This window comes from Mesobacillus zeae (assembly GCF_003570705.1).
GTDB lineage: Bacteria > Bacillota > Bacilli > Bacillales > Cytobacillaceae > Mesobacillus_C > Mesobacillus_C zeae.
The window spans coordinates 23035-43637 of record NZ_QWVT01000017.1 but is presented as its reverse complement, the minus strand read 5'-3'; the positions used below and the strand labels follow the sequence as shown (position 1 = coordinate 43637).

Genomic DNA, 20603 nt, shown 5'->3' with positions numbered 1-20603 from the left:
CCTTAAAGGGTCCTTTTATATATAAATAACCATATAAAATGGCAACTTAAACAGCAAAATAATAATCCTGCCCCAATCCTGCCCCAAAAACCATTATTGAGGAGAATATTTAAGAATATAAAAAGAAAAACCCTTGATATACAAGGGTTTTGGTAGCGTCCCAGAGAGGATTCGAACCTCCGACCTACAGTTTAGGAAACGGATGGTGTGTGGGAGAATGGGGCATGGGGGAGTGGAGGATTCCTTATGATATCAATAGTTCGTAGGATAGAAATGGGTTGATTCTAGCTTTTCGGGAGTGAAACTGTTGAATTTCACTCCCAATCCACTCCCAAAATGGGAGTGGTTATTTTTCTCCGGTTTTTCTGAAAAGAGAATCAAAGTGCTGCGCAGCCGTTTGGTCTGCTTCGGTCAATACATGCCCATAAATATTCATTGTCGTTGATATGTCTGCATGGCCTAGACGTTCGCTAATTACTTTTGCATGTACCCCTTCATTAATTAAAAGGGTTGCCGATGTATGTCTAAGTTCATGAAATCGAATATGCTTCATCTTGTGCCTTGTAGTAAACCTCTTCCACCACTGACTTATACTATCTGGCCGGATCGGCTTACCGAATTCATTTGCAAAAATAAAGAAGTGACTAGTCCATTCCCTCATGTCTCCAACAATCATTTGCTCCTGTGATCGTTGAACTTTTAACCTTTTTAACATCGTAAGCAAAGAAGAGGGGACAGAAACATATCTCCATCTTTCATTTTTTGTTTGCTTTAATTTAATTCCTTTTCCTGTAACCTCGGTGAGAGATTGTTCGATTTGAATGCGACATTTTTCAAAGTCAATATGCTTAAACTCTAAAGCCGCTATTTCTCCCTCTCTGGCACCAGCAGTCAAAGCAAGCATTATTAATACTTGCCACCTAAGAGGATACTTTTCCAAGTTAGATATGAGTACTTCGATTTCTTCTTTTGAATATACATCTGACTTCTTAATTTTTACCTTAGGCGGCTTAACTGCTTTTGCGGGGTTATCCTTTATGAGCTCCAACTTAACAGCAAAAGACAAAAGGTTATTAAATGCTCTGTGACAATTAGCTATAGATGAAGCAGAGAGAGAACCTTCTTTCCCATCTAGTCGTTTTCCATTCTTTTTTAAATCATCTACAAAATTTACAATATGAATGGGTTTAATGTCCTTCAACTTCATATGTCCATATACTGGGAGTATGCGTTTTCTTATTATGTTGACATAATTTTGGCAGGTGTCTGGTGTTAGATTCTCTTTAGCATGCTTCTCCAGCCATTCGTCAAAAAACAGATCTAGCGTCATTCTGTCATCAACTTTAACATATTTACCATTTAATATTTCTGCTTCAAAAAGGGTTAGCAGTTTTTTTGCTTCTGTTGCGTTTTTAGCCTTTACATTTTTACGTTCTAATAAAGCTTTTCCTTTTTTGTCATAACCAATAACAACATTTAATCGAAAGCTGCTTTTACCTCTCTTTTCAATGTAAGCCATTTTCCCACCCCATTAGGTCTTTTTTTTTATAGATTTCTCCTCCTGTTAATAACGACAACCGGAAATCATCTCAAACCGATGCTGTCGTTCATATATCCTGAGTCGAAACACAGCAAATTTGAATTCAACATTAAAAGTTCCTGAAATTAAAAGAGCAGCTTCCTTTCTATTAGAAGGTAATACGATGTTTCGAAGCATAAAAGTTGGCACACAAAAGTGATAGGCAAATAGGTTCGCTTGGTATTCCTGCAGCTCAATAAATTGTTGTGGCATTATCAGTTGATTGCCTGAATGCCTTTCTGCATGACATAGTTCGTGAGCAAACTCCTGCCATTGTTGTTGTGGCGTCAACCGTTCGTCAATAATTACTTCATCATTATAAAATCTGCTTGAAATATTTCGATATGTTAGGGAGTATCCAACCCTATGGATAATATCCTCAATATCTAATTGGTGAGGGTGAAAAACCCCGATGTTAAAGTAGAAATTTTGAATCCAGTCTTCCAGCAATGTTGTATGGTACCTCATATGACCCTCCGAATGAGAATATATGTTCTGTTTTTGCGTAACAAAAAACTCTCAGATAGAGAGTATTTTATTTGTACAGGTCCTTTTCTATAAGAAGTCTCCTAAAGTTATTAAAAACTAAGTCATTAAATGATGGGATTAAATTTCCAAAATCAGAGTAAATCTTTGAAAGTTCAGTTGGATAAATAATTTTTTTGTTATAACGAGCAAATGGGCCATCAGTTTCAAATAAAATTTTGTTGTGCGGTATACGATCAATAATTTTATTTCCGTTTTTAGTTGTTAACATCTTTGGATTAAGGGAAAAGTAGTATCCCTGTTCAATTATTTTCTCTAATGTCGAAATTTTCCCGCTATACCAGTGGAAAATTGCATGTTTAACATTATTTTTAATTAGGATATCCAAAATTAAATCTTCAGACTGCTTCGAATGAATAGAATAAACTCTTCCTTTATTAAAGCAAGGAGAGGTAACAAATTCAAAAGCATTTATTTGTCTATTTTTTATATTTTCATGTTCATTATGAAAGTCTAGTCCAACCTCTCCAATATACCTAGTTTTTTCTACAAGGCGTTTGAAGAGTTCTACGTCTAATTCGTACTCGCTCGAAATTTGGGGATGGTACCCGAGGCATAATCTTACATACTTAAGCTTTTGGAAGGCGCTAAAATGCTTATTAAAAATCTCAGGTAAATTTGTAACGAACAGAGCATAAATTTGTAGCATTTCATATTGTAAAGCAACTTTTTCTGGCTCTGGATAAAAGTCAATATGTACATGGGTATCAATCAGGGGCATATTTTATCAAAAACCTCTCGTACTCCTCAGAGAATTTATTAAACATTTCTTGGTTTTTTTCTCTGAAGTCTGGAATACCCTTATAGTACTTCTCCCTCGTCTTAATTTCAAGGTGAGCGTTACCAGCTCTAATTAGACCAACGTATGTCTTAAAATAGTCTAAGTTGCTAATATAGTCTTTTCTATAAACGTCTTCACTAATATCTGAAGGTTTAATTTCATAACCATATTGGTATTCAACATCGAACTTTTCGTTATCATACGCAGCTAAGGAAATCTTTCTAAGTAAACAAGGGATACATATGCCACACTGGCCATGATGATTTCTTTCGGGATTTGTACGACTTTGACCACAAGTAAAAGTTTTTTTTATTGCTTTTTTAAATGTCAGGTTTAACGAATTAATAATTTCTCCTTTTGTTTTAAATAGAAATGGATGATGAATATTTAGTGCTATACCTATTCCTGATAGTAATTCGTGATATAAAAAAATAGTTCTTGGGTGGGTTGTCTTTGTGGTGTATCTATTTTTCAATTCAGGGTTTAAAGATAAAATGCCATTTTCATATAAGTAAACGTCATTGGATTTATTGAAAAATGCCTTAGCAATAGAAAGGGCTAAATACAACAATGACCTTGTTGACTGTACAAAATATTCTTTTCTTTGAAATGGCTTTTCTACTAGAATTATCTCAGTGGTGTCGTCAAAAATGCCCTTGTAAAACGTTGCAACTGCTTCCTGCTTAGTTCTTTCTTCACCTTTATTTATAAAACCTACATAATCACTCTTTATTCCGTTTGCAAGATTATGAAATGCCCCACAGAAAGAATCTAATCCCCCAGAAAATAAAGTAACTGCATTCGATGAAGGCAATTCTAACCTACTCATGAATCCATCGAAGGTAAATGGAGTTTTGATAAAAGAAAACTTAAAGGTATCTCCAGATACCCATCTTGTAAGTTCTTCAACCTTCCTCACGGAAGAAGTCCAAATTACTGGATTGAAAACAGGGATAATTAATTGAATTACGCGCGGTTTACTATACTTTTTAGTATGCACATCTTCCCTAAAGATTGCTGCCATAACAGTAACAAGATCAAGCACAAGAGTACTGTTTTCCTCATAATTAAAAGTTAAATCTTTTAACAGGTCTAGATGTAAACTTGATAAGTATTTTATTTCTTGTTCCATTAGAATTCCCCAAAACTAGCGTTTGATGTTTGTTTTGAAATATGGATTAAAACGTCCTTTAAATATAATTTTCTATCAATAAAAAGATTGACCTTTTCATAAACAGAATCATTCATAATTTGATCAGTTAGATTTTTTACCATCTTTTTAATGAGATCGTAATTAAAATCTTCAAATACATCCTTAATATTGTCATTCAAATCACCGAGGAGGACTTGATAAATGATTTCATAAAATAGGTGATGTGCAAACGAGTATACATCGAATTCCTCTATCTCCAAGAACTTACACATAACAATCTTTAATGATTTTTCGAGAATTTCAGAATTAATATATGCTTGATTCTCAATTTGATCTAATATCATTTCTATAAATTCTTGTTGAGTAATTGAGTCGCTAGCCAACTCTTTTTTTGTCTTACCTTTAAATCCATTGGAAGATATAGTTATAAAGTGTTTAGTAATAATTTTAATAGACTCGTTTATAGTATCTTCTGTGTCAAAGCTTGAACTAAGATGATTAGGATTTAATATTTTCTTTGACAATTCAGGAGCAGTTTCATTGAGCTGCGTAATTGGTTTCTGTTTTAATATTTTTTTTATATCACTCGATAATTTCCTTTTTGATGTCCCCATAATACTCCTCCAAATTTTTTAAATAAATTTCGGTTGGCGGGATATCAAACCCCCAGTAATTGCTTCTTCTTAGCGTTAAATTCATCTTCCGTCAGGATGCCTTGGTCCTTTAAGATTGCTAGTTTGCTAATCTGGTCTGCAACATCCACTGGGGCAGAAGAAGCTTGTACATGGTTTGAGGTACTTAGTTCATCAATTTTAGCTTCTACCGCTTCCTTAAGGGTCAGAAAATCTGGCATTTGTTTTTTATTGAACATGATGGTGTTTTCGTCTTTAGTAGCATCGAAAAGGCCACCTTTATTTTCTTTTCCTCCCGAGAAAGTGAACTGAATATATCCGTTTGTTAAAGCGCCAGCTTTTTTAATTTGCATTGAAGAAATCTGTTTGATCTGTATTTCTTTGTCGCCTTTCAGACCCTGGGTCATTTTTGCTAGCATACCTTTGCGCTTTATAATGATTTTGTTACCAACCAATTCTAATTGGCCATTAACCCCTTTTGCTTCCATAATCTTTACCTCTCCTAACCAATTTAATTATTTTTTATCTCTTTCTTTGATAATGTCCCATATTTTTATTAGCTCCGCGATTTTCTCTTCTGGGGCATCCATCAAGTCTTTAAAAAACAACTGTTTCTGTGGATCAAGGATTTCTTTCCACATTTCATCTGTCGCGCCTTGTTGATCTTCACCAGTCAAAAGATAATCAATAGTAACTTCATATAAATTTGAGAGCTTTTTTAGAGTTTCAAAATCTGGCTGACGCTTATTTATTTCATAATGGGCATATGTACCTCTGGAAATTTCCAACTTTTTCGCGACTTCTTCTTGCGTCCATTTTCTTGCAGATCTCAACATTTTTAGTCGGTCACCAAACATAAAAGTTCCTCATTTCAATCTATTTACCTAAATTATACTGTAGCATAAAGCTACAATGAAATATTTGTAGCAAAACAGTACAAAGTTACTTGACTGTAGCAAAACGCTACTGTATATTATAAATATAAAGTAGCAAAACGCTACAGAAAGAGGTGAGTTTATGAAACCAAGAACTTGGCTGCATGAAGAAAGAGCAGCTGCTAAAAGAACACAAGAAGAAGTGGCTGAAGCAGCAGGAATCAAGCGGCCGTACTACTCACAAATTGAATCTGGTGTTAGAAGACCTAGTGTTGATGTAGCAAAGAAAATAGCTGGATATATTGGTTTTGATTGGGTGCTTTTTTTTGAAAATAATTGTAGCGATAAGCGACAAAAATCAAACACTGCATAGGAGGTGCAAACCGTGCAACGAAAAACTATCACAGCCCAGGAGGCAGCGGATTACATCGGAGTCCACATAGACACGATCTACACGATGGTCCGGCAGAAGCAAATTCCTCATGTACGTGTTCGCCGGCGTATCCTGTTTAATCGAGAGACGATAGACTCCTGGATGGCCGAGCAAGAATCAAGAAACTATGAGGAGGCAATCTAATGAATCAGCTACAACCAATCATTCAAAATAGCCAACGTGTTCTTACTACCATTCAATTAGCTGAAGCATTTGGAACAGAAAGTAAAATCATCAATCGTAATTATCAAAGGAATTTAGAACGCTACGTTCAAGGTAAGCATTTCTTCGCTTTATCTGGTGAAGATTTAAGAGAGTTCAAAGGGTCACGTCAATTTGACGATAGCCTAAAGTTTACTTCCATCTTGTATCTCTGGACAGAGAAGGGTGCATGGATTCACGCAAAGTCCTTAAATACTGATCAAGCATGGGATGCATACGAAAAGCTTGTTGATGAGTATTACACCATCAAAGATAATATCGTTCCTCTTTCAAAGGATCAGGCCCTCGTAACAGTCCTGCGCACCACCGCAGACCTGGTTGAGGACACGCAGGCCATCAAGCAGGAACAAAATGAACTTCGTAAGCTAATCACTACTGTTGATTTCAAAGTTGAGGAGCAGATCACGCTCACCAGCGGGGAACAGCGGCGACTACAAAAGGGAGTGGCTGCGAGAATCTATGAAATGGAAAGCGACTCGCAAGCGAGATCACGCCTGTTTCGGGAGCTTCACCGGGAAATCAAAGACCGGTTTGGAGTAGCCTCCTATAAAGATGTGAAACGCAAGGAACTTCAGTCGGCACTGCGCTATATCGAGAACTGGGTTCCTAGAAAAGTATCTTAATTTAAGTTTACTAGGTTATTACAATTTGGACGGTAGAAAGGGGATATGCTGTTATGCCGGTTGGTAGAGCATCAAAGGCTGCCAAGACGGCCAGACGAGAAGCGGGAGTCACACAGCTAGAAATGACATTTGACGAGTACTTTGGCTCCAGGGAATCAATCTCCCATCAGGAGAATGGCCGTTATCAGGTACAGCCTGAATTAAGTAACTATTACATTGAAAAACACAATAATCCCTGGGTGGCGATGGAAGCATCTGCAGAGTATATCGGCTGGGGGCCTATCAAATTGGACGGGGATGCGGCTGACCTACATAGAAGCTCAGTCACACTGAAAACGAAAGAAGAGCTCGAGGAGGCACTGACAGCTGTCCTCGAGGCTTCAAGGAAACTCACAGTACAACCTCATACTGTAGAACAAATGGATGTTACTGTGATTGAAAAATCATTAATGGAAAGCGTTGATGCTATTACTGCGCTGAATCACTATGTTGCAGTGATCTGTAAGGAATACAAAATTCCATGGGTCAAGATATGGACCCAACACAAGCTCAAATTAATTCAAAGGAGGCTTATTAGAAAATGAACCAAGTATTATCCGCAAGTAGGTTAATGAAGGCAGCTGAGGTTAAGGAAATATGCCGGGAAATGAGAAAGAATCGGGCAATGTTGTTGGCGGTCGAAGTTGAAGCAAAAAGACGTCTATTCAGCCAAAAAGAAAAAGCAGCAAGCTAAGCTCACTGCTTTTAATACACTCCCTGCGGGGCAAGCAGGGATAATCATCACACTATTATTTTATCACTTGATTAGTGGTGCGGCAAACTCGTTTTTGCCGTCATGGGCCGGGTCCCCCTCCTTTTTCCCTGATTCCCTTTCCCGGTCCGTGACGGTGCAAATGAGCACCAGTTGAGTTTTGAAAATTGAATTGGAAGGAGGCTTTCGATGATGCTCGATGTCTACTATTGCGCTTGTGACGAAGAGTTTGCAGTAAAGGAGGGTTATGTGCCTAAATACTGCCCATTCTGCGGGAATGAAGACCTGGCATGGAGTCATGAAGTGCAAGAAGCTTAAGAAAGGAGTGGGAATCTTGATTGAAACAAAAGCAGGGATTATTTACGAGCCTGCATTTCAGGAAAACCGTTGGATGTATGAATGGCTGAAAAAGCATTATGCCACCCTGGGCGGATCCAGAGCCTACGAGGAAATGAAAGAAGGCTATGAGTACTCTGAATTTATCTTATCTGAACAAAACAAAAGACACGCCGGCTAAACGTGTCTGGGTGAAGCACTTATTAATATCATCTAAGTCCATTATAAGGGGCTTCACCCTTATAAACAAGGAGGGAAATGCATTGAAAGAAATTCGACTGCTTAATTTATCTTTAAGAAACTTCAAAGGCGTCAAAAACATCATCATCGATGCCAGCGGCGAAAGCATGAAAGTTTACGGTGATAATGCCACTGGAAAGACCACTCTTTTTGACGGTTTCTTGTGGTTACTGTTTGATAAGGATTCGCAAAACAAAAAAGATTTCGCCATCAAAACATTAAGCGGTGGTCAGGTCATTCATAATTTGGAGCATTCTGTTGAGGCCACATTTCAAGTTGATGGACATAAATTGACCTTAAAAAAAGTCTTTTCGGAGAAATGGACAAAAAAACGCGGTGCCGTTCAAGCAGAGTTCACCGGGCACACAACAGATTATTATATCGACGGGGTTCCGTCTAAGAAGAAAGAATATGATGGGCTGATTTCGGAACTGGTTGACGAGGATGTTTTCAAACTCATTACCTCACCAAGCTATTTTAATGAGCAGGTCAAATGGCAGGACCGGAGGAAGGTGCTCCTCGAAATTTGCGGAGACATTTCGGATGACGAGGTCATCACGGGCAATCAATCACTTGTAAAGCTTCCAGACATCTTGGCAGGAAGATCCATCGAAAACCACAGAAAAGTGATTGCTGCCCGTCGGTCTGAGATAAATAAAGAAATCGATAAGATCCCGGTTAGAATCAGCGAAATCAATCACAACATGCCAAGCCTGGATAGGGTGGATAAGGAATCACTAGTGTCCGAAATTTCCTGCATAAATGCGGAAATTGATGACAAGATGACGCAGATCAGCAGTATTAGGAACGGAAAAGCGATTGCTGATAAACAAACTCGAATCCAACAAATCGAAATGGATTTACTTCAAATCAAGCGCACTCATGAATCCGGCTCAAAAGAACATGTTTATCAGCTTAGGGCCAGGTTGCAGGAAGAAGAGTCCAATCTGAAAATCATTCAGCGAGACATCGAAAACCTTAAACAGCAAAAGCGCTATAACGATGACAACATCAAGCGCATAGAAGCCCAATTGGAACAGCTGCGGCAGGACTGGCACACAGTTAATGATCAGGAGTTCACTCATACCGAAGCCTGCGAGTGCCCGGCATGTGGCCAAGGCCTTCCTGAAGAACAGGTTACTGACGCTAAAGAAAAGGCCCTCTCACAATTTAACCTCAAGAAGGCAAAGCAGCTGGAAGAGGTTAAAGCCAAGGGGAAACGCGGCAAGGAACAAAAAGAGCATTTCCTTTCCGAAAACGAAAAACTGGCCAAGGAATATGAAAAGCTTAATGGCCAGGTAGCTGCTAAACAAGAGCTCGCAGTCAAGTTGGAAACCCAGTTGCACCAAGCAGAAAGCCTTGTTGTGGATGTAACGGAAAATAGTGATTACGTCTCTAAGCTTCAGGAAAAACAAGCTATTCAAACTGAGATCAGTAGCCTGCAGCAAATGGCCGAGCAATCGATCATGGACATACAAACTGAGATTATCTCTTTAAAGTCCAAGAGGGACCAATTGCAGTCCGAGGTTGGGAAGTTCGCATACGCCCAGCAGTCTGAAAAACGTATCGAGGAATTAGAGACGGAACAGAAATACCTTGCAGCTGAGTTTGAAAAGCTGGAAGAAGAGCTTTACCTCACAGAGGAATTTATCCGTTCCAAGGTCAACATGCTCGAGGAGAAAATCAACAGCCGATTTAAATACGCAAGATTCAAGTTGTTTGAGCAACAGATCAACGGTGGTCTCCAGGAAGTCTGCGAGACATTGTACCAGGGTGTACCTTACAGCAGCGGTTTGAATAATGCAGCCAAGATTAATGTTGGCCTGGACATCATCAATACACTTTCCGAGCACTTTCAATTCAGGGCCCCGATCTTTGTAGATAATGCTGAAGCCGTTACTCAGCTAATTGATACAAACTCACAGGTTATCAGCCTTGTGGTCTCTGAAAAGGACAAGGTGCTAAGAATCGAAAAACAGCATGGTGAAATGAAGGAGGCTATCTAATGAGCAATCAAAACCAACTTGCAATGTTAAAACGAGACACTGTTGATGTAGTAGCGGAGAGAGTGAAGTCTTTCCAAGAAAGTGGAGAGCTTCACTTCCCGGCTAATTATAGCCCTGAGAATGCTATGAAGAGCGCCTGGTTAATCTTACAGAACGTTCAAGATAGAAACAAACAACCTGCCCTGAATGTATGTACAAAGGACAGCATTGCAAACTCTTTATTAGATATGGTGGTTCAGGGTTTGAATCCAGCAAAGAAACAAGGATATTTCATTGTCTACGGTAACCAATTAACTTTCCAAAGGAGCTATTTCGGCACCATGGCGGTTACCAAACGCGTAACCGGAGCTAAAAGCATCGATGCTGCAGTTATCTATGAAGGCGATGATGTGGATTATGAAATGGTGAATGGACGGATCGTCAATCTTACACATAAGCAAAAATTCGGCAACATTAACAAAGACAAAATCATCGGAGCGTATGCCACTATTGTTCTCTCGGATGATACAGCATATCACGAGCTAATGACTATCGATGAACTAAGGCAGGCCTGGAGCAAGGCGCAATTCTGGGGGAAGGATCAAACGGTTGAGAAAAAGGGCAGTACTCATGATGAATTCAAGCAGGAGATGGCCAAGAAAACAGTTATCAACCGAGCTTGTAAGAAATTCTTAAACTCGAGTGATGACAGCAGCCTAGTCATGCAGCATATCAACAGGGCTGATGAAGTTAGGGAAGAGGCTCTTGTTCAAGAAGAGATCCAACAGAACGCAAATGTAGAAATCATAGATATTGAGTATGAAGATACTCCAGAAGAAACCAAACAACCTGAAGAACAGGCTAATCAGCAAGAACAAATGAGTTTTGAACAAACTGGGACAGGCGGTCCAGGGTTCTAATGATTGAAATCAATACATTGGCCACTGGTTCAAAGGGGAATTGCTATCACATTACTGATGGTAGCACCCCCATCCTTTTGGAATGTGGTATTGCTTTTCGTGAGATACAGAAGCGGGTTAATTTCAAGACTTCAAGCATAGCTGGATGTTTAGTCACCCACGAACATAAAGACCATTGTGGCGGCTTAAAAGACCTTTTGAAAGCCGGGATTAACACCTACATGTCTGCTGGGACCAAGGAAGCTATCGGCTTAGATCATCACAGAATTAAAACAGTTAAGACCAAGGAGCCTTTTACATTGGGCACCTGGACTATCCTACCGTTTGATGTGCAGCATGATGTAAGCGAACCATACGGCTTCTTGATGGTCAATAAGGCCGGGGAAAAACTTTTGTTTGCAACAGATACCTATTACATCAAATACCGTTTCCAAGGGCTCACACACATCATGATTGAGTGTAACTACAGCCTGAACATACTAAATAGAAACATAGCAGCTGGCAGTGTACCAAAGGTCATGAAGAAACGACTAATGCAATCACATTTTAGTCTGGAGAACGTAAAAGACTTTTTTAGGGCAAATGATTTGAAACAAGTCCAGGAGATATGGCTACTACATCTTAGCGACAGTAACAGCGATGAGGAACGGTTCAAAAAAGAAATCATGGAGCTTACTGGGAAAATGGTCTTTGTTCCCTAAAGGAGGGGTAGTACATCTTGAACTACATTAAGTTGATTAACGCATTCTATGATCGGCTCGAAACAAATTCACTTAGCACATCAGCAATTGCTTTATGGCACGCATTGGTGCACGTAAACAATAAGGCTGGATGGCAGAGAGAATTTACGGTAGCTGTATCGGTGCTATGCGTTAAAACAGGCCTTTCCGAAAGAACCATTACGAATGCAAGAAATGATTTAAAGATAAAAGGTTTCCTTGATTTTAAATCAAGAAAGGGAAGTAAGTCGGCTGTTTATAAACTTAGTGATTTGTCGGCAAATATTGCTCACAAAGTTTCCGATAATGAAGATTTGTCGGAAATAGATGCCGACAATCTTTCCGGCAATCCTTCCTGCAATGTTTCCGACAACCTTTCCTGCAATCCTTCCGCATTAATTAAACAAAACAAAACTAAAGAAAACAAAACAGAAAAAGAAGATGATAAGGAGCTGCCAATAAACCCTTTTTCGTTTTACGAGCAAAACGGATTCGGGGTGATCGGTGCTTATATCTCTCAAAAAATTAGTATGTGGTGTGATGACCTTTCGGACGAGCTGGTTATAGAGGCTATGAAATTAGCAGTCGAAAGGGGAGCCCTAAACTTTAGTTATGTTGAAAAGATTCTCCAGGAGTGGTTTGTGAAAGGGATAGATTCCAGTGATCAAGCACGAGCATCAGCTCTTGCCTTTAAGGACCAGCAATCGAAGCAGCGAAGCAAACCTAGGCAAGGTAATTCGGCTGATAGAAAAGAACAACTGCCCGATTGGTTTAGGAAGCAAAAGAGCCAATTTTCCTCCCAGACTGAAAATGAAATCGACGATTTGGATTTTGAAAGACAAAAGGCTGAACTACAAAAGGAATTGAAAAAGTACAAAGAGGTTAAGCCTAGAGTTTCTGAGGAAGAAAGAAATGCTGAGTTAGATAGGCTCGGAATCATGTGAAAAAATAAAGCATCTTGAAAGGAGAACGTCATGAGCAACGTCAAAACTGTCCCCAACTGCCCACATTGCAAGACTGTTGGAAATGTCATGGAGCATCGGGGGATGTTCGTAACACTTCTTTGCCCCGAATGCAAACGGCGGTGGAGGACATTATCCTGCACTTGCCCGGACTGCAAGAAGCCAAATGGATTTGCGACAAAGGGCCCCTGCAGTACCTGTTATTCAGAGAGGTACAAAACATCATGAACTGACGAGTATTCAACCGTCCGTAATAAGTGTAAAGAGAATATTGATTGAAGCAATGAATCATTGTGTATCCAGAACCTTAAGAGTCTAAAAGTTTAAAAGGATAATGCTGACTTTAATAATCTCTATTAAAGAATATATTTTTTTTTGAAAAATACTCCTCACCGCAGATTTTAATTAAGGCGACGGCAACAATAAAGAGTGGAAAAAAGTGACCAGCATAATTATAGAGTTGAATTGAAATAGCTGTTATAAGTAGCCATCCACCAAGGAATAATCCGTATCTTCCATGAAAAGACATCTTGAGATTTTCTAAAAACGGAAAAAAGCGGATAAGCACGATAATTAAGCCGCTAAATAAAAAGGCAAAAGACAAAAACCAAACAAGTGGAAGCCATTTGTTTATTTCACCTAGAACCATCGAATTAAATTCAAAAGCTTCAGTTGGAATTTTTTTAAAGAGCTCTATGTCATTCTTAAAAAGATGCGAGGAATAATCGTAGAACACGTTAATCATTAAATAGTAGGTAATGATTAACCATACGTACTGCGGAAGAATATAGAGATTTAATTGAGATAACAGTTTTTCAGCATATCTAGATAGTTCCATTTTAATCTCCTTTTTAATCGACAAATTACCAGCTAAAGTACCTAACTATTCACCAAAAATGTTACTAAGCTAATATTCGACGTTGTATCACTTGATATTTATAGATAACATAATCGAGTTCCTGGCTAGCTTTAATGGTTCTCTCATGATGAAAACCAAACTCCGCTCCCGTAGAAATCATGTGGTTCCTCAAGAACTCGATGTATTCTTTTATTTCTTTCAATATTAATATAGTGGCAGTTTCCATTATCAGACCCCTTTTGACAAATATAGACACTAACAATACTTATTTTACCAGTGTATGATAACCAATTTAATAGGTTTTATGTATAAAAAATGACAGTTTTACCTCGTTGGGTATAAGTTGCTATAACTAATTAGACCAGTCAAACTAACTTTTAAAAAATTAGACTGAAACATCAAAAGGGAGAAGTGACAAATGAATTTAATAAATTTATCGATTCTTGGGTTCCTTGCTGCAAATTTCTTGACCCTGCTGCTCGTGTTCTATTCTGTCCATCGGAATTGGAGCAAGCTTGTTGATCAATCGGACCACCTTATCAATTTGGATCGCCAAGTTTGGAATAGCAAAGAAGCTTTGTATGATATTAAGCGGATATTGAAGAAAGAGTGATGTGGAGTTGACAAAAAATACGCAATAGGAGGAATGAAGGATGAAAGCAAATATTAATCTCGAAATTAGTAAAGAGGATTTGAATTATGAGTTAGAAAATTTGGTATCACAAATTGCATCGGAGCAAATTGGAAAGCTTGTTAAAGAAAAAGCAGAGTCGATGGTTGAGCAAGAAGTTAAACGGATTATCGCTCCAATCGTTGATTCGTATTTGCAAACCATTATAGTTGGCGAGGAAGATTTTTCTTATCATTGTACAAAACCGCGCAGAACAGACGTTGATACTTATATCAAAAAAACGCTGCAAAAGTATTTGGATGAACCTTGCTACAAATATTCAAAGACATCAAATACATTGTCAGGACGCTATATGAAGTCAAGTCCAAGTGGTGACAAGACAACAAGGGCAGAACACTGGATTATGGATAAGACAAGAGAGTATGCAGACAACGAACTATTTCAAAAAATTGATAAAAGAGTTGAAGAAACCGTAAAATCCGTAATTCCGAACGAAGAAGAAATTCAAGAGATTATCAAAAGAGAGATTCAAGCAAAATTTAACGCGTAGTCCGAATCAAGTTGACATAAACTGCGAAGTAAAAGGAGGGAAATGGAATGTTAATTAAAGGCGATAAAGTAGAGTACGAGGGTGTTCAAACTATTTGTGAAAGTGATGAATTCAAGTTCTTGGGTACTGGTCCGTTGGTGGTTGTATTAGAGGGTTTCGAAGGATGGATCAATGCAGAGCTCGTGAAAAAGATAGTCGCTTAATGCACAGTCCGAAGATATGACGGCATGGAATCAAATTATTGTTTAAGAGGAGAGGAGAGTAAAAATGTATAATGTTCCAGACAATCAAGAAGCAAGATTGAATGATCTGATTGAGCAAACAGAAAACTTTAGCAAATGGCTGTTAAGATTACAGACGTTAGAAAATAATGCTGCTAATTTTACCGGTGATGATTATTCAAAAGAAAAAGAAAATATATTAATTAAGTTGCATTTATACCATTCGAGGATTTCTTTATTGAAAACTTACTTTTAGTTAACGGTTCGAACCATACAGGGAAGGAGGACCAACAATGATGACCGGCAGTGTAACATCATGGAAAATGACCGAAGATGAGCGCCTGGCCTACATAGCAAAGCACCCCATCAGGCCGACAAAAGAGGCTGCAAAACGTTCCTCTACTATCGACCGCATAGATCACAAGTGGCCTGCTGCTAAAAAAGCAAAGTAAAAAAAGCCAGGATCTCTCCCGGCTACACTCATTCATATCATACCATACGGGAGGGGTCAGTTTGATAGATAGAGAGAAAATGACTGCAGAGATTGATCTCATGAAAAACGCCACCTACATTGTTCGAGACGGGCAACTAAAGCAGGTGCCTTCTCCTCCAGAAGGTTACGGAAAGCAAATTATCAACTGGCAGGGTGGAAAGCCGTGTCATGGGACGTTAGAACAATCTCTAAAATTTTAAATATATGTCTGTCGGAAAAACCGAGGGCAGTGAGTAAGCGAAAGCTTATTTGCTGTCCTTTTTATTTTAGCCCTAGATTGAATTTTGAAAAAAGGAGTTGGAAATGTGAGAAAGTTATTTTTAGAATACAAAAGGTCATTGAGGTTGGCTAAAGAGATGAGAAGAAAAATTGAGTGTAAAGAAATCCTTTCAGAACAAGATAAAATTGATAAAGAACTAATTGGTAATATGATAAGTGACTTGGAATATTCAATTGAATGGTTGCGAATCGGAAGAAACCCAGACAGTAGACGAGGGATTGATAAACAAGGTGTATACTTAACAGATCCAGCTATTCTAAACGCACTTCATGTTAAACCCCTTTATAGCACAATTACTCGCGGGATTAGTAATTTTAAAAAGGAGATGATCGAAGATGCACTTTGTACACTAACTGAGAGGGAAAAAGATGTTTTTATTATGATTCATGCCGAAGGATTAACCTTTGATTATACAGCCCAATTGTTAGGGGTGAAAAAAAGTACTGTTCAGACTCATTTAGAAAGAGCTGAAAAGAAAATTCAAGATAGGAAAAATCAGAGCCTTTTTCTTGTTTCATGAAAAAGGCTTTTTTATATGAGGAAAGTAAAAAAATTGATATAATTAAAAAGGATATGCGTTCCAAAACAGGGGGAGTTTGGATGGTTGAAATTAAAGTTGAAATATCTCATTCTGCAAAGATTTTACTGACAAACGAAAAAATTAGAACTTTACTTATTTATAGTGAAAACGCAAAGCAATATGAGTTTTTAAATTCATTTGCTATTAATTTTCAAAAGGCAAAGTCTGAGGAAGTAAATAAAGAAATAAGTGATTGGAGTTCGGAACAAGTCTTATTAACTAATGACTTATTAGATAGGATAGTAAATTCATGCAGAGATGAATGGAAAGGTTCAACACATCCGTTTGATACAATTTTAGAAGAGGAGAAAAGAGTTCCATGCGATTTGTGTGGATATCCTCGTTTAAAAGAACTGTTTTATATCGAAAATAAACTGAATCAAAAGAAACTAATAGTTGGTAGTAAGTGTATCGAAGAGTTCCCGAATATTGAATATCCTGGTAGAAAAGGCATAAAACAGATAAAAAAAGAGATGAGTGAACAAAGCAAATTAAAAGAAATTACTTTAGCCATACCCGGAATTGAAAGGGAAATAGAGCAATGGGACAAGGAATTGCATAAATTTGATATACTAATACCTTTGGAAATAGAGCAAAGATACTTGGAAATTGGAGAATTTACACGAGAGTTATTCCAAAAGTATTTAGCAGGCAAGGTTTCAAAACAGGCAATAGAGGATATTAAACACGCTAAACAGAAAAAAGAAATTATATTAAATGAAATGAAAATATATAGTGCTAAAAATAAAGATAGTATTTTTGTTGCAACCAATAAAATTATAAGATGGTTGGAAAAACAAAATAAACTTGGGGTAATTAAAAAACTAAAAATTACGGGTTTTATTGATGAAAACACTATACAGGAAATTACGGAACCTAATTTTATTGAACACGTAAGTCGAATTTTTGCAAAAAAAATAAACTATATAGGTAAGTTGGATTTCCATAAAGAGGAAAATGAGTTTATGTTAAGTCTTAATAATTTTGATATAAAGTTGTACTTTGGTGTGGCCAGGTTCATGGAATATTTCGGAGCTACATTACTTGAAGTAAAACCTAAAATTTCCTTTACAGAGATTAATATTTTTAAAATCGGGAAAATAAGAAACCGTAATTGCAAAAATAATACATTAATTCAGATGGCGAGATTATTAAATGGCTTTGAGGTAGAGATTTCTTTTAACGATTATGGTGGTAGGTATGATTACTTGGAACAAAATGTTATAGATTTATATGATAAAAGGGTGAACAAAGTTCTTGAAGAGGATTTAAATTGGTTTATTAATCAATTCAAGCCTTATGCATTCGTTATTGATCAAGAACGATTAAGAAAAGAAGTACTAAACTTTGTTAATAGTCACCCAAACAAGCGCTCAATGCTAACTAAAGATGAGCTTAGGGATATTCGCCTCAGTCGTTTTAAGGATAACAGCAAAGAAGAGGAAGAAACTGATTAGACTTTTTAATTGTTTTTTGTCGTACAAATAATGTATATATGTAAATAGTTTTAATTAGCAGCACTATTGGTTGGTTTTTTTTGCAGGAATTTTTCTCATTTTCCCGAATTATGTAAGCAAAAAGGAGATGAGGTCATGGAGCAGGTTACAGAGAAAATGATTTGCTCTAAATGTAACGCAGAAATCACAGTTGAACGGGAATACCAGGACAATGATGGTATCTGTGATGATTGTTATGGGCTACAAATAAAAAAGCTTATTGGAAGGGTTCGTAGCAGGGGATTGTCTCTATTTATCGAAATATATAGATTAGAGGAGGGATGGACATGAGAAATCAAACATGTAAGGATCCTGGTAACGGCGGTCATAAATTGGACCCGGGGACAGTAGGACATTAAGTTGGCATCCAATTGGGTGCTCTTTTTAATTTGCAGGAAATTATCTCCTTTTGTCGAAATTATAGGCGAAGGGAGGTGTAGGAATGTTAAAGGATAAGATTATTGAGCGAAGGGCATTAAGGGAAAAAGTTCTTTCTACACTATATGATAGCTACTTTAATAACAATGGTGCTCCATATCGATTGTCAATGGATGATTTGATAGATGCACCAGAAGAAAAGCTAGCTTATAATTATTTGGTAAGGAAGGGCTTAGTTGAACGATCTGTGAAGGGTGGTCAAATTCACGCTTACATGATTACAGCACATGGCATTGATGTAGTGGAAAACGAATTTCTAAATAGTATCGAAAAATAATATCAGCATCCTTCGGGGTGCTTTTTTCTTTGTTCAAAAACAATGAAATGCGGAGGTGGTGGTGATGAAACATGGCTAAAGGTAAATATGAGGAATGGCTGACGAATGAAGGCTTAATTAAGGTGGAAGGATGGGCAAGAGATGGCCTAACGGATGAACAAATTGCTAAGAACATAGGTATAAACGTTGCTACACTTTATAGATGGAAAGAAAGGTATTGCGAGATTTGCGAGGCCTTAAAAAGAGGCAAAGAAGTTATTGATCGCCAAGTAGAAAATGCACTTCTCAAACGAGCACTTGGTTATGCATTTGATGAATTAACTTATGAGCAAGTACCAGTTAAGCCATTTGTGAACGAGGAAGGTAAAGTTATAGAGTTTGAACTTGAAATTGTTAAAAAAGTTACCAAGCAACAGGCCCCAGAAACGGCAGCCGCAATCTTTTGGCTTAAAAACCGCAGACCTGATAAATGGAGAGATAAGCAGGATATTGAGCACAGTGGCGGTGTAACAAATCAAATTGATTTATCTGGGTTAACCGCCGAGGAGTTGAGGAAGCTTGCCAACTCTGACAACTGACCAACGAAAGGCAATTGCTAAAATGGCCCGGGAGGAACTGGCCAGGCGTTCTTTTCGTGATTATGTAGTACATGTCCATCGAGGGAATTATACTCACTTTCGCCATACTGAGTTTATTTGTGAGCATTTGGAGCCAATAGCCAATGGACAGCAGCGTTTTATCATGATTGAAATGCCTCCTCGACATGGAAAATCAATGACGGTAACTGAATCGTTCCCGTCTTATTTTATTTCTAGGAATCCTGATAAACGAGTGATTGCTGCTTCTTATGCTGATTCCCTGGCTAGGAAGTTTGGACGTTTGAATCGCCAGAAGGTGGAGGAATACGGCAAAGCTCTTTTCGATGTCGAGATATCCGGTGTAAATGCTGCTCAGAACAATTGGGGAGTTGAAGGCCGACGCGGCGGAATGATTGCCACTGGAATTGGAGGTTCAATTACTGGTGAGGGGGCAGATCTACTCCTTATCGATGACCCGTTTAAAAATGCAGAAGAGGCCAATTCCGATACAATCCGCCAAAAGGTATGGGATGAATGGGAATCTACCTTGTCCACTCGTCTTCATAAAGGAGGCAGCGTTATTGTTATTATGACAAGGTGGCATGAGGATGATTTGATAGGGCGTTTGATTGAACGTTCTCCTCATAGATGGGAAAGATTGCGACTGCCAGCTATAGCGGAGGATGAGGATGATGCCCTTGGCCGGGAAATTGGTGAACCTTTATGCCCGGAGCTTGGATTTGATGAAGAATGGGCCAAGAATAAGAAAATTGAAGTAGGATCACGAACGTGGGCATCCCTGTTTCAGCAGCGTCCATCTCCTGCTGGCGGAAACATTTTTAATCGTCATTGGTGGAAATTCTATGTACCAGATGAAGCAACAAGAGCACGTTTAGAGTTATCAAAGGATGTTGCCATCCTTCCTCGAATCTGGGATAAACAGGCGCAATCATGGGACTGTACATTTAAGGACAGTAAAAGCTCTGACTTTGTAGTAGGACAAGCATGGGGAAAGAAACAGGCTAATTTTTTCTTATTAGACCAGATTCGTGAACGAATGAACCTTCCAGAAACGATTAAGGCCATCCGACATATGACCGAGAAATGGCCTGAATCAAAAGCCAAATACGTGGAAGATAAGGCAAATGGCCCGGCTGTCATCCAGATGCTGCAGGATGAAATCAGTGGTCTTATTGCCGTCAATCCGGAAGGCGGCAAAGAAGTTCGGGCAAATGCAGTTTCCCCGTTGGTGGAAGCCGGCAATGTTTATTTGCCGCATCCTCTCATAGCCCCGTGGGTGAATGACTTTATTGAAGAGACTACGTCCTTCCCTAACGGGAAACACGATGACCAGGTTGATGGGATGACTCAAGTGTTAAATAAGCTTCATACGGCTAAGAGCAATCCGCTAGATAGATATAAACGTTTGATGGGGAGGTGATT

At 38.3% G+C, this 20603-nt stretch carries 32 protein-coding genes; 23 read left to right on the top strand and 9 right to left on the bottom strand.

Annotation, left to right across the window (positions count from 1 at the left end; all coding sequences use genetic code 11):
- Positions 1-346: 346 nt before the first annotated feature.
- The 7 genes from D1970_RS10870 to D1970_RS10840 all read right to left on the bottom strand — a co-directional run bounded on the left by D1970_RS10870 (position 347) and on the right by D1970_RS10840 (position 5548).
- Entirely contained in the window at positions 347-1519 is a 1173-nt protein-coding gene (locus D1970_RS10870; protein WP_119112894.1) for a tyrosine-type recombinase/integrase, read from the bottom strand.
- A gap of 45 nt (positions 1520-1564) precedes the next feature.
- Complete coding sequence (locus D1970_RS10865; protein ID WP_119112893.1) at positions 1565-2047, bottom strand: ImmA/IrrE family metallo-endopeptidase; 483 nt, start codon at positions 2045-2047, stop codon at positions 1565-1567.
- Between the two features lie 67 nt (positions 2048-2114).
- On the bottom strand, positions 2115-2846 hold the full coding sequence (locus tag D1970_RS10860; protein WP_119112892.1) for a TatD family hydrolase: 732 nt from the start codon (positions 2844-2846) through the stop codon (positions 2115-2117).
- Positions 2833-4038, bottom strand: coding sequence for an adenine nucleotide alpha hydrolase family protein (locus D1970_RS10855; RefSeq protein ID WP_119112891.1), 1206 nt, complete (start codon positions 4036-4038; stop codon positions 2833-2835). Before D1970_RS10855 ends, D1970_RS10860 begins: the two co-directional genes overlap by 14 nt.
- The gene (locus tag D1970_RS10850) at positions 4038-4673 is read right to left on the bottom strand and encodes a hypothetical protein (RefSeq protein WP_119112890.1); all 636 of its coding nucleotides are present in this window, start codon (positions 4671-4673) and stop codon (positions 4038-4040) included. Before D1970_RS10850 ends, D1970_RS10855 begins: the two co-directional genes overlap by 1 nt.
- A gap of 44 nt (positions 4674-4717) precedes the next feature.
- Positions 4718-5179, bottom strand: a complete 462-nt coding sequence (locus D1970_RS10845) for a DUF4429 domain-containing protein (RefSeq protein WP_119112889.1) — start codon at positions 5177-5179, stop codon at positions 4718-4720.
- A gap of 27 nt (positions 5180-5206) precedes the next feature.
- Entirely contained in the window at positions 5207-5548 is a 342-nt protein-coding gene (locus D1970_RS10840; RefSeq protein WP_119112888.1) for a helix-turn-helix domain-containing protein, read from the bottom strand.
- Between the two features lie 160 nt (positions 5549-5708).
- Between D1970_RS10840 and D1970_RS10835 the strand changes: the two genes are divergently transcribed.
- The 11 genes from D1970_RS10835 (at position 5709) to D1970_RS10795 (ending at position 12739) form a co-directional block, all read left to right on the top strand.
- Positions 5709-5939 carry a helix-turn-helix transcriptional regulator gene (locus tag D1970_RS10835; RefSeq protein ID WP_119112887.1) on the top strand — a complete coding sequence of 77 codons (231 nt, stop codon included), beginning with the start codon at positions 5709-5711 and terminating at the stop codon, positions 5937-5939.
- Between the two features lie 12 nt (positions 5940-5951).
- Positions 5952-6143: a helix-turn-helix domain-containing protein gene (locus D1970_RS10830; RefSeq protein WP_119112886.1), complete on the top strand. Its 192-nt coding sequence runs from the start codon at positions 5952-5954 to the stop codon at positions 6141-6143.
- Positions 6143-6844: an ORF6N domain-containing protein gene (locus D1970_RS10825; RefSeq protein WP_119112885.1), complete on the top strand. Its 702-nt coding sequence runs from the start codon at positions 6143-6145 to the stop codon at positions 6842-6844. The genes D1970_RS10830 and D1970_RS10825 overlap by 1 nt, the downstream gene beginning before the upstream one ends.
- A gap of 53 nt (positions 6845-6897) precedes the next feature.
- Complete coding sequence (locus D1970_RS10820; RefSeq protein ID WP_119112884.1) at positions 6898-7428, top strand: XRE family transcriptional regulator; 531 nt, start codon at positions 6898-6900, stop codon at positions 7426-7428.
- Positions 7425-7577 (top strand): hypothetical protein, encoded by a 153-nt coding sequence (locus D1970_RS22385; protein WP_181213474.1) that lies wholly within the window; start codon positions 7425-7427, stop codon positions 7575-7577. Before D1970_RS10820 ends, D1970_RS22385 begins: the two co-directional genes overlap by 4 nt.
- A gap of 207 nt (positions 7578-7784) precedes the next feature.
- Entirely contained in the window at positions 7785-7913 is a 129-nt protein-coding gene (locus tag D1970_RS23000) for a hypothetical protein (RefSeq protein WP_259339662.1), read from the top strand.
- A 16-nt stretch (positions 7914-7929) separates the two neighbouring features.
- Complete coding sequence (locus tag D1970_RS10815; RefSeq protein WP_142921014.1) at positions 7930-8112, top strand: hypothetical protein; 183 nt, start codon at positions 7930-7932, stop codon at positions 8110-8112.
- An 82-nt stretch (positions 8113-8194) separates the two neighbouring features.
- The gene (locus D1970_RS10810) at positions 8195-10177 is read left to right on the top strand and encodes an ATP-binding protein (protein WP_181213475.1); all 1983 of its coding nucleotides are present in this window, start codon (positions 8195-8197) and stop codon (positions 10175-10177) included.
- On the top strand, positions 10177-11076 hold the full coding sequence (locus tag D1970_RS10805) for a recombinase RecT (RefSeq protein WP_119112881.1): 900 nt from the start codon (positions 10177-10179) through the stop codon (positions 11074-11076). The genes D1970_RS10810 and D1970_RS10805 overlap by 1 nt, the downstream gene beginning before the upstream one ends.
- Positions 11076-11777, top strand: coding sequence for an MBL fold metallo-hydrolase (locus D1970_RS10800; protein WP_119112880.1), 702 nt, complete (start codon positions 11076-11078; stop codon positions 11775-11777). The genes D1970_RS10805 and D1970_RS10800 overlap by 1 nt, the downstream gene beginning before the upstream one ends.
- Positions 11778-11794: 17 nt before the next feature.
- The gene (locus tag D1970_RS10795) at positions 11795-12739 is read left to right on the top strand and encodes a DnaD domain protein (protein WP_181213476.1); all 945 of its coding nucleotides are present in this window, start codon (positions 11795-11797) and stop codon (positions 12737-12739) included.
- A 361-nt stretch (positions 12740-13100) separates the two neighbouring features.
- Here the strand turns inward: D1970_RS10795 and D1970_RS10790 are convergent, their stop codons facing one another.
- Both D1970_RS10790 and D1970_RS23395 read right to left on the bottom strand, forming a co-directional pair.
- Entirely contained in the window at positions 13101-13595 is a 495-nt protein-coding gene (locus D1970_RS10790) for a hypothetical protein (protein ID WP_119112878.1), read from the bottom strand.
- A 64-nt stretch (positions 13596-13659) separates the two neighbouring features.
- The gene (locus D1970_RS23395) at positions 13660-13842 is read right to left on the bottom strand and encodes an aspartyl-phosphate phosphatase Spo0E family protein (RefSeq protein ID WP_119112877.1); all 183 of its coding nucleotides are present in this window, start codon (positions 13840-13842) and stop codon (positions 13660-13662) included.
- Between the two features lie 192 nt (positions 13843-14034).
- Here D1970_RS23395 and D1970_RS10780 point away from each other — a divergent pair, with 192 nt between their 5' ends.
- The 12 genes from D1970_RS10780 to terL all read left to right on the top strand — a co-directional run bounded on the left by D1970_RS10780 (position 14035) and on the right by terL (position 20601).
- Positions 14035-14229 carry a hypothetical protein gene (locus tag D1970_RS10780; RefSeq protein WP_119112876.1) on the top strand — a complete coding sequence of 65 codons (195 nt, stop codon included), beginning with the start codon at positions 14035-14037 and terminating at the stop codon, positions 14227-14229.
- A gap of 40 nt (positions 14230-14269) precedes the next feature.
- Positions 14270-14797 carry a hypothetical protein gene (locus D1970_RS10775; protein ID WP_119112875.1) on the top strand — a complete coding sequence of 176 codons (528 nt, stop codon included), beginning with the start codon at positions 14270-14272 and terminating at the stop codon, positions 14795-14797.
- Between the two features lie 47 nt (positions 14798-14844).
- Entirely contained in the window at positions 14845-15000 is a 156-nt protein-coding gene (locus tag D1970_RS22380; protein ID WP_181213477.1) for a hypothetical protein, read from the top strand.
- Between the two features lie 64 nt (positions 15001-15064).
- A complete protein-coding gene (locus D1970_RS10770) occupies positions 15065-15274 on the top strand; it encodes a hypothetical protein (protein ID WP_119112874.1) in 210 nt (69 codons plus the stop codon).
- A 37-nt stretch (positions 15275-15311) separates the two neighbouring features.
- Positions 15312-15470, top strand: coding sequence for a hypothetical protein (locus D1970_RS22375; protein WP_181213479.1), 159 nt, complete (start codon positions 15312-15314; stop codon positions 15468-15470).
- Between the two features lie 61 nt (positions 15471-15531).
- Positions 15532-15711: a DUF3954 domain-containing protein gene (locus D1970_RS10765; RefSeq protein WP_246370328.1), complete on the top strand. Its 180-nt coding sequence runs from the start codon at positions 15532-15534 to the stop codon at positions 15709-15711.
- Positions 15712-15816: 105 nt separating this feature from the next.
- The gene (locus D1970_RS10760) at positions 15817-16311 is read left to right on the top strand and encodes a sigma factor-like helix-turn-helix DNA-binding protein (RefSeq protein ID WP_119112873.1); all 495 of its coding nucleotides are present in this window, start codon (positions 15817-15819) and stop codon (positions 16309-16311) included.
- Positions 16312-16391: 80 nt separating this feature from the next.
- Entirely contained in the window at positions 16392-17828 is a 1437-nt protein-coding gene (locus D1970_RS10755; RefSeq protein WP_142921013.1) for a hypothetical protein, read from the top strand.
- Positions 17829-17963: 135 nt separating this feature from the next.
- Positions 17964-18158, top strand: a complete 195-nt coding sequence (locus D1970_RS10750; RefSeq protein ID WP_119112871.1) for a hypothetical protein — start codon at positions 17964-17966, stop codon at positions 18156-18158.
- 151 nt (positions 18159-18309) lie between these two features.
- On the top strand, positions 18310-18582 hold the full coding sequence (locus D1970_RS10745) for a hypothetical protein (RefSeq protein ID WP_119112870.1): 273 nt from the start codon (positions 18310-18312) through the stop codon (positions 18580-18582).
- 71 nt (positions 18583-18653) lie between these two features.
- Positions 18654-19160 (top strand): helix-turn-helix domain-containing protein, encoded by a 507-nt coding sequence (locus D1970_RS10740; RefSeq protein ID WP_119112869.1) that lies wholly within the window; start codon positions 18654-18656, stop codon positions 19158-19160.
- Positions 19141-20601 carry a phage terminase large subunit gene (gene terL / locus D1970_RS10735; RefSeq protein WP_246370329.1) on the top strand — a complete coding sequence of 487 codons (1461 nt, stop codon included), beginning with the start codon at positions 19141-19143 and terminating at the stop codon, positions 20599-20601. The genes D1970_RS10740 and terL overlap by 20 nt, the downstream gene beginning before the upstream one ends.
- The last annotated feature ends 2 nt before the right edge of the window (positions 20602-20603 follow it).

What these genes read in the sequence shown, in the direction of transcription:
- D1970_RS10825 (WP_119112885.1), top strand. Translation starts at nt 6,143, where the DNA reads ATGAATCAGCTACAACCAATCATTCAAAATAGCCAACGTGTTCTTACT.
- D1970_RS10870 (WP_119112894.1), bottom strand. Translation starts at nt 1,519, where the DNA reads ATGGCTTACATTGAAAAGAGAGGTAAAAGCAGCTTTCGATTAAATGTT.
- D1970_RS10790 (WP_119112878.1), bottom strand. Translation starts at nt 13,595, where the DNA reads ATGGAACTATCTAGATATGCTGAAAAACTGTTATCTCAATTAAATCTC.
- D1970_RS10855 (WP_119112891.1), bottom strand. Translation starts at nt 4,038, where the DNA reads ATGGAACAAGAAATAAAATACTTATCAAGTTTACATCTAGACCTGTTA.
- D1970_RS10770 (WP_119112874.1), top strand. Translation starts at nt 15,065, where the DNA reads ATGTATAATGTTCCAGACAATCAAGAAGCAAGATTGAATGATCTGATT.
- D1970_RS10780 (WP_119112876.1), top strand. Translation starts at nt 14,035, where the DNA reads ATGAATTTAATAAATTTATCGATTCTTGGGTTCCTTGCTGCAAATTTC.
- D1970_RS10865 (WP_119112893.1), bottom strand. Translation starts at nt 2,047, where the DNA reads ATGAGGTACCATACAACATTGCTGGAAGACTGGATTCAAAATTTCTAC.
- D1970_RS10805 (WP_119112881.1), top strand. Translation starts at nt 10,177, where the DNA reads ATGAGCAATCAAAACCAACTTGCAATGTTAAAACGAGACACTGTTGAT.
- D1970_RS10800 (WP_119112880.1), top strand. Translation starts at nt 11,076, where the DNA reads ATGATTGAAATCAATACATTGGCCACTGGTTCAAAGGGGAATTGCTAT.
- D1970_RS23395 (WP_119112877.1), bottom strand. Translation starts at nt 13,842, where the DNA reads ATGGAAACTGCCACTATATTAATATTGAAAGAAATAAAAGAATACATC.
- D1970_RS10835 (WP_119112887.1), top strand. Translation starts at nt 5,709, where the DNA reads ATGAAACCAAGAACTTGGCTGCATGAAGAAAGAGCAGCTGCTAAAAGA.
- D1970_RS22380 (WP_181213477.1), top strand. Translation starts at nt 14,845, where the DNA reads ATGTTAATTAAAGGCGATAAAGTAGAGTACGAGGGTGTTCAAACTATT.
- D1970_RS10840 (WP_119112888.1), bottom strand. Translation starts at nt 5,548, where the DNA reads ATGTTTGGTGACCGACTAAAAATGTTGAGATCTGCAAGAAAATGGACG.
- D1970_RS10750 (WP_119112871.1), top strand. Translation starts at nt 17,964, where the DNA reads ATGGAGCAGGTTACAGAGAAAATGATTTGCTCTAAATGTAACGCAGAA.
- D1970_RS23000 (WP_259339662.1), top strand. Translation starts at nt 7,785, where the DNA reads ATGATGCTCGATGTCTACTATTGCGCTTGTGACGAAGAGTTTGCAGTA.
- D1970_RS10860 (WP_119112892.1), bottom strand. Translation starts at nt 2,846, where the DNA reads ATGCCCCTGATTGATACCCATGTACATATTGACTTTTATCCAGAGCCA.
- D1970_RS10740 (WP_119112869.1), top strand. Translation starts at nt 18,654, where the DNA reads ATGGCTAAAGGTAAATATGAGGAATGGCTGACGAATGAAGGCTTAATT.
- D1970_RS10745 (WP_119112870.1), top strand. Translation starts at nt 18,310, where the DNA reads ATGTTAAAGGATAAGATTATTGAGCGAAGGGCATTAAGGGAAAAAGTT.
- D1970_RS10820 (WP_119112884.1), top strand. Translation starts at nt 6,898, where the DNA reads ATGCCGGTTGGTAGAGCATCAAAGGCTGCCAAGACGGCCAGACGAGAA.
- D1970_RS22375 (WP_181213479.1), top strand. Translation starts at nt 15,312, where the DNA reads ATGATGACCGGCAGTGTAACATCATGGAAAATGACCGAAGATGAGCGC.
- D1970_RS22385 (WP_181213474.1), top strand. Translation starts at nt 7,425, where the DNA reads ATGAACCAAGTATTATCCGCAAGTAGGTTAATGAAGGCAGCTGAGGTT.
- D1970_RS10850 (WP_119112890.1), bottom strand. Translation starts at nt 4,673, where the DNA reads ATGGGGACATCAAAAAGGAAATTATCGAGTGATATAAAAAAAATATTA.
- D1970_RS10775 (WP_119112875.1), top strand. Translation starts at nt 14,270, where the DNA reads ATGAAAGCAAATATTAATCTCGAAATTAGTAAAGAGGATTTGAATTAT.
- D1970_RS10845 (WP_119112889.1), bottom strand. Translation starts at nt 5,179, where the DNA reads ATGGAAGCAAAAGGGGTTAATGGCCAATTAGAATTGGTTGGTAACAAA.
- D1970_RS10755 (WP_142921013.1), top strand. Translation starts at nt 16,392, where the DNA reads ATGGTTGAAATTAAAGTTGAAATATCTCATTCTGCAAAGATTTTACTG.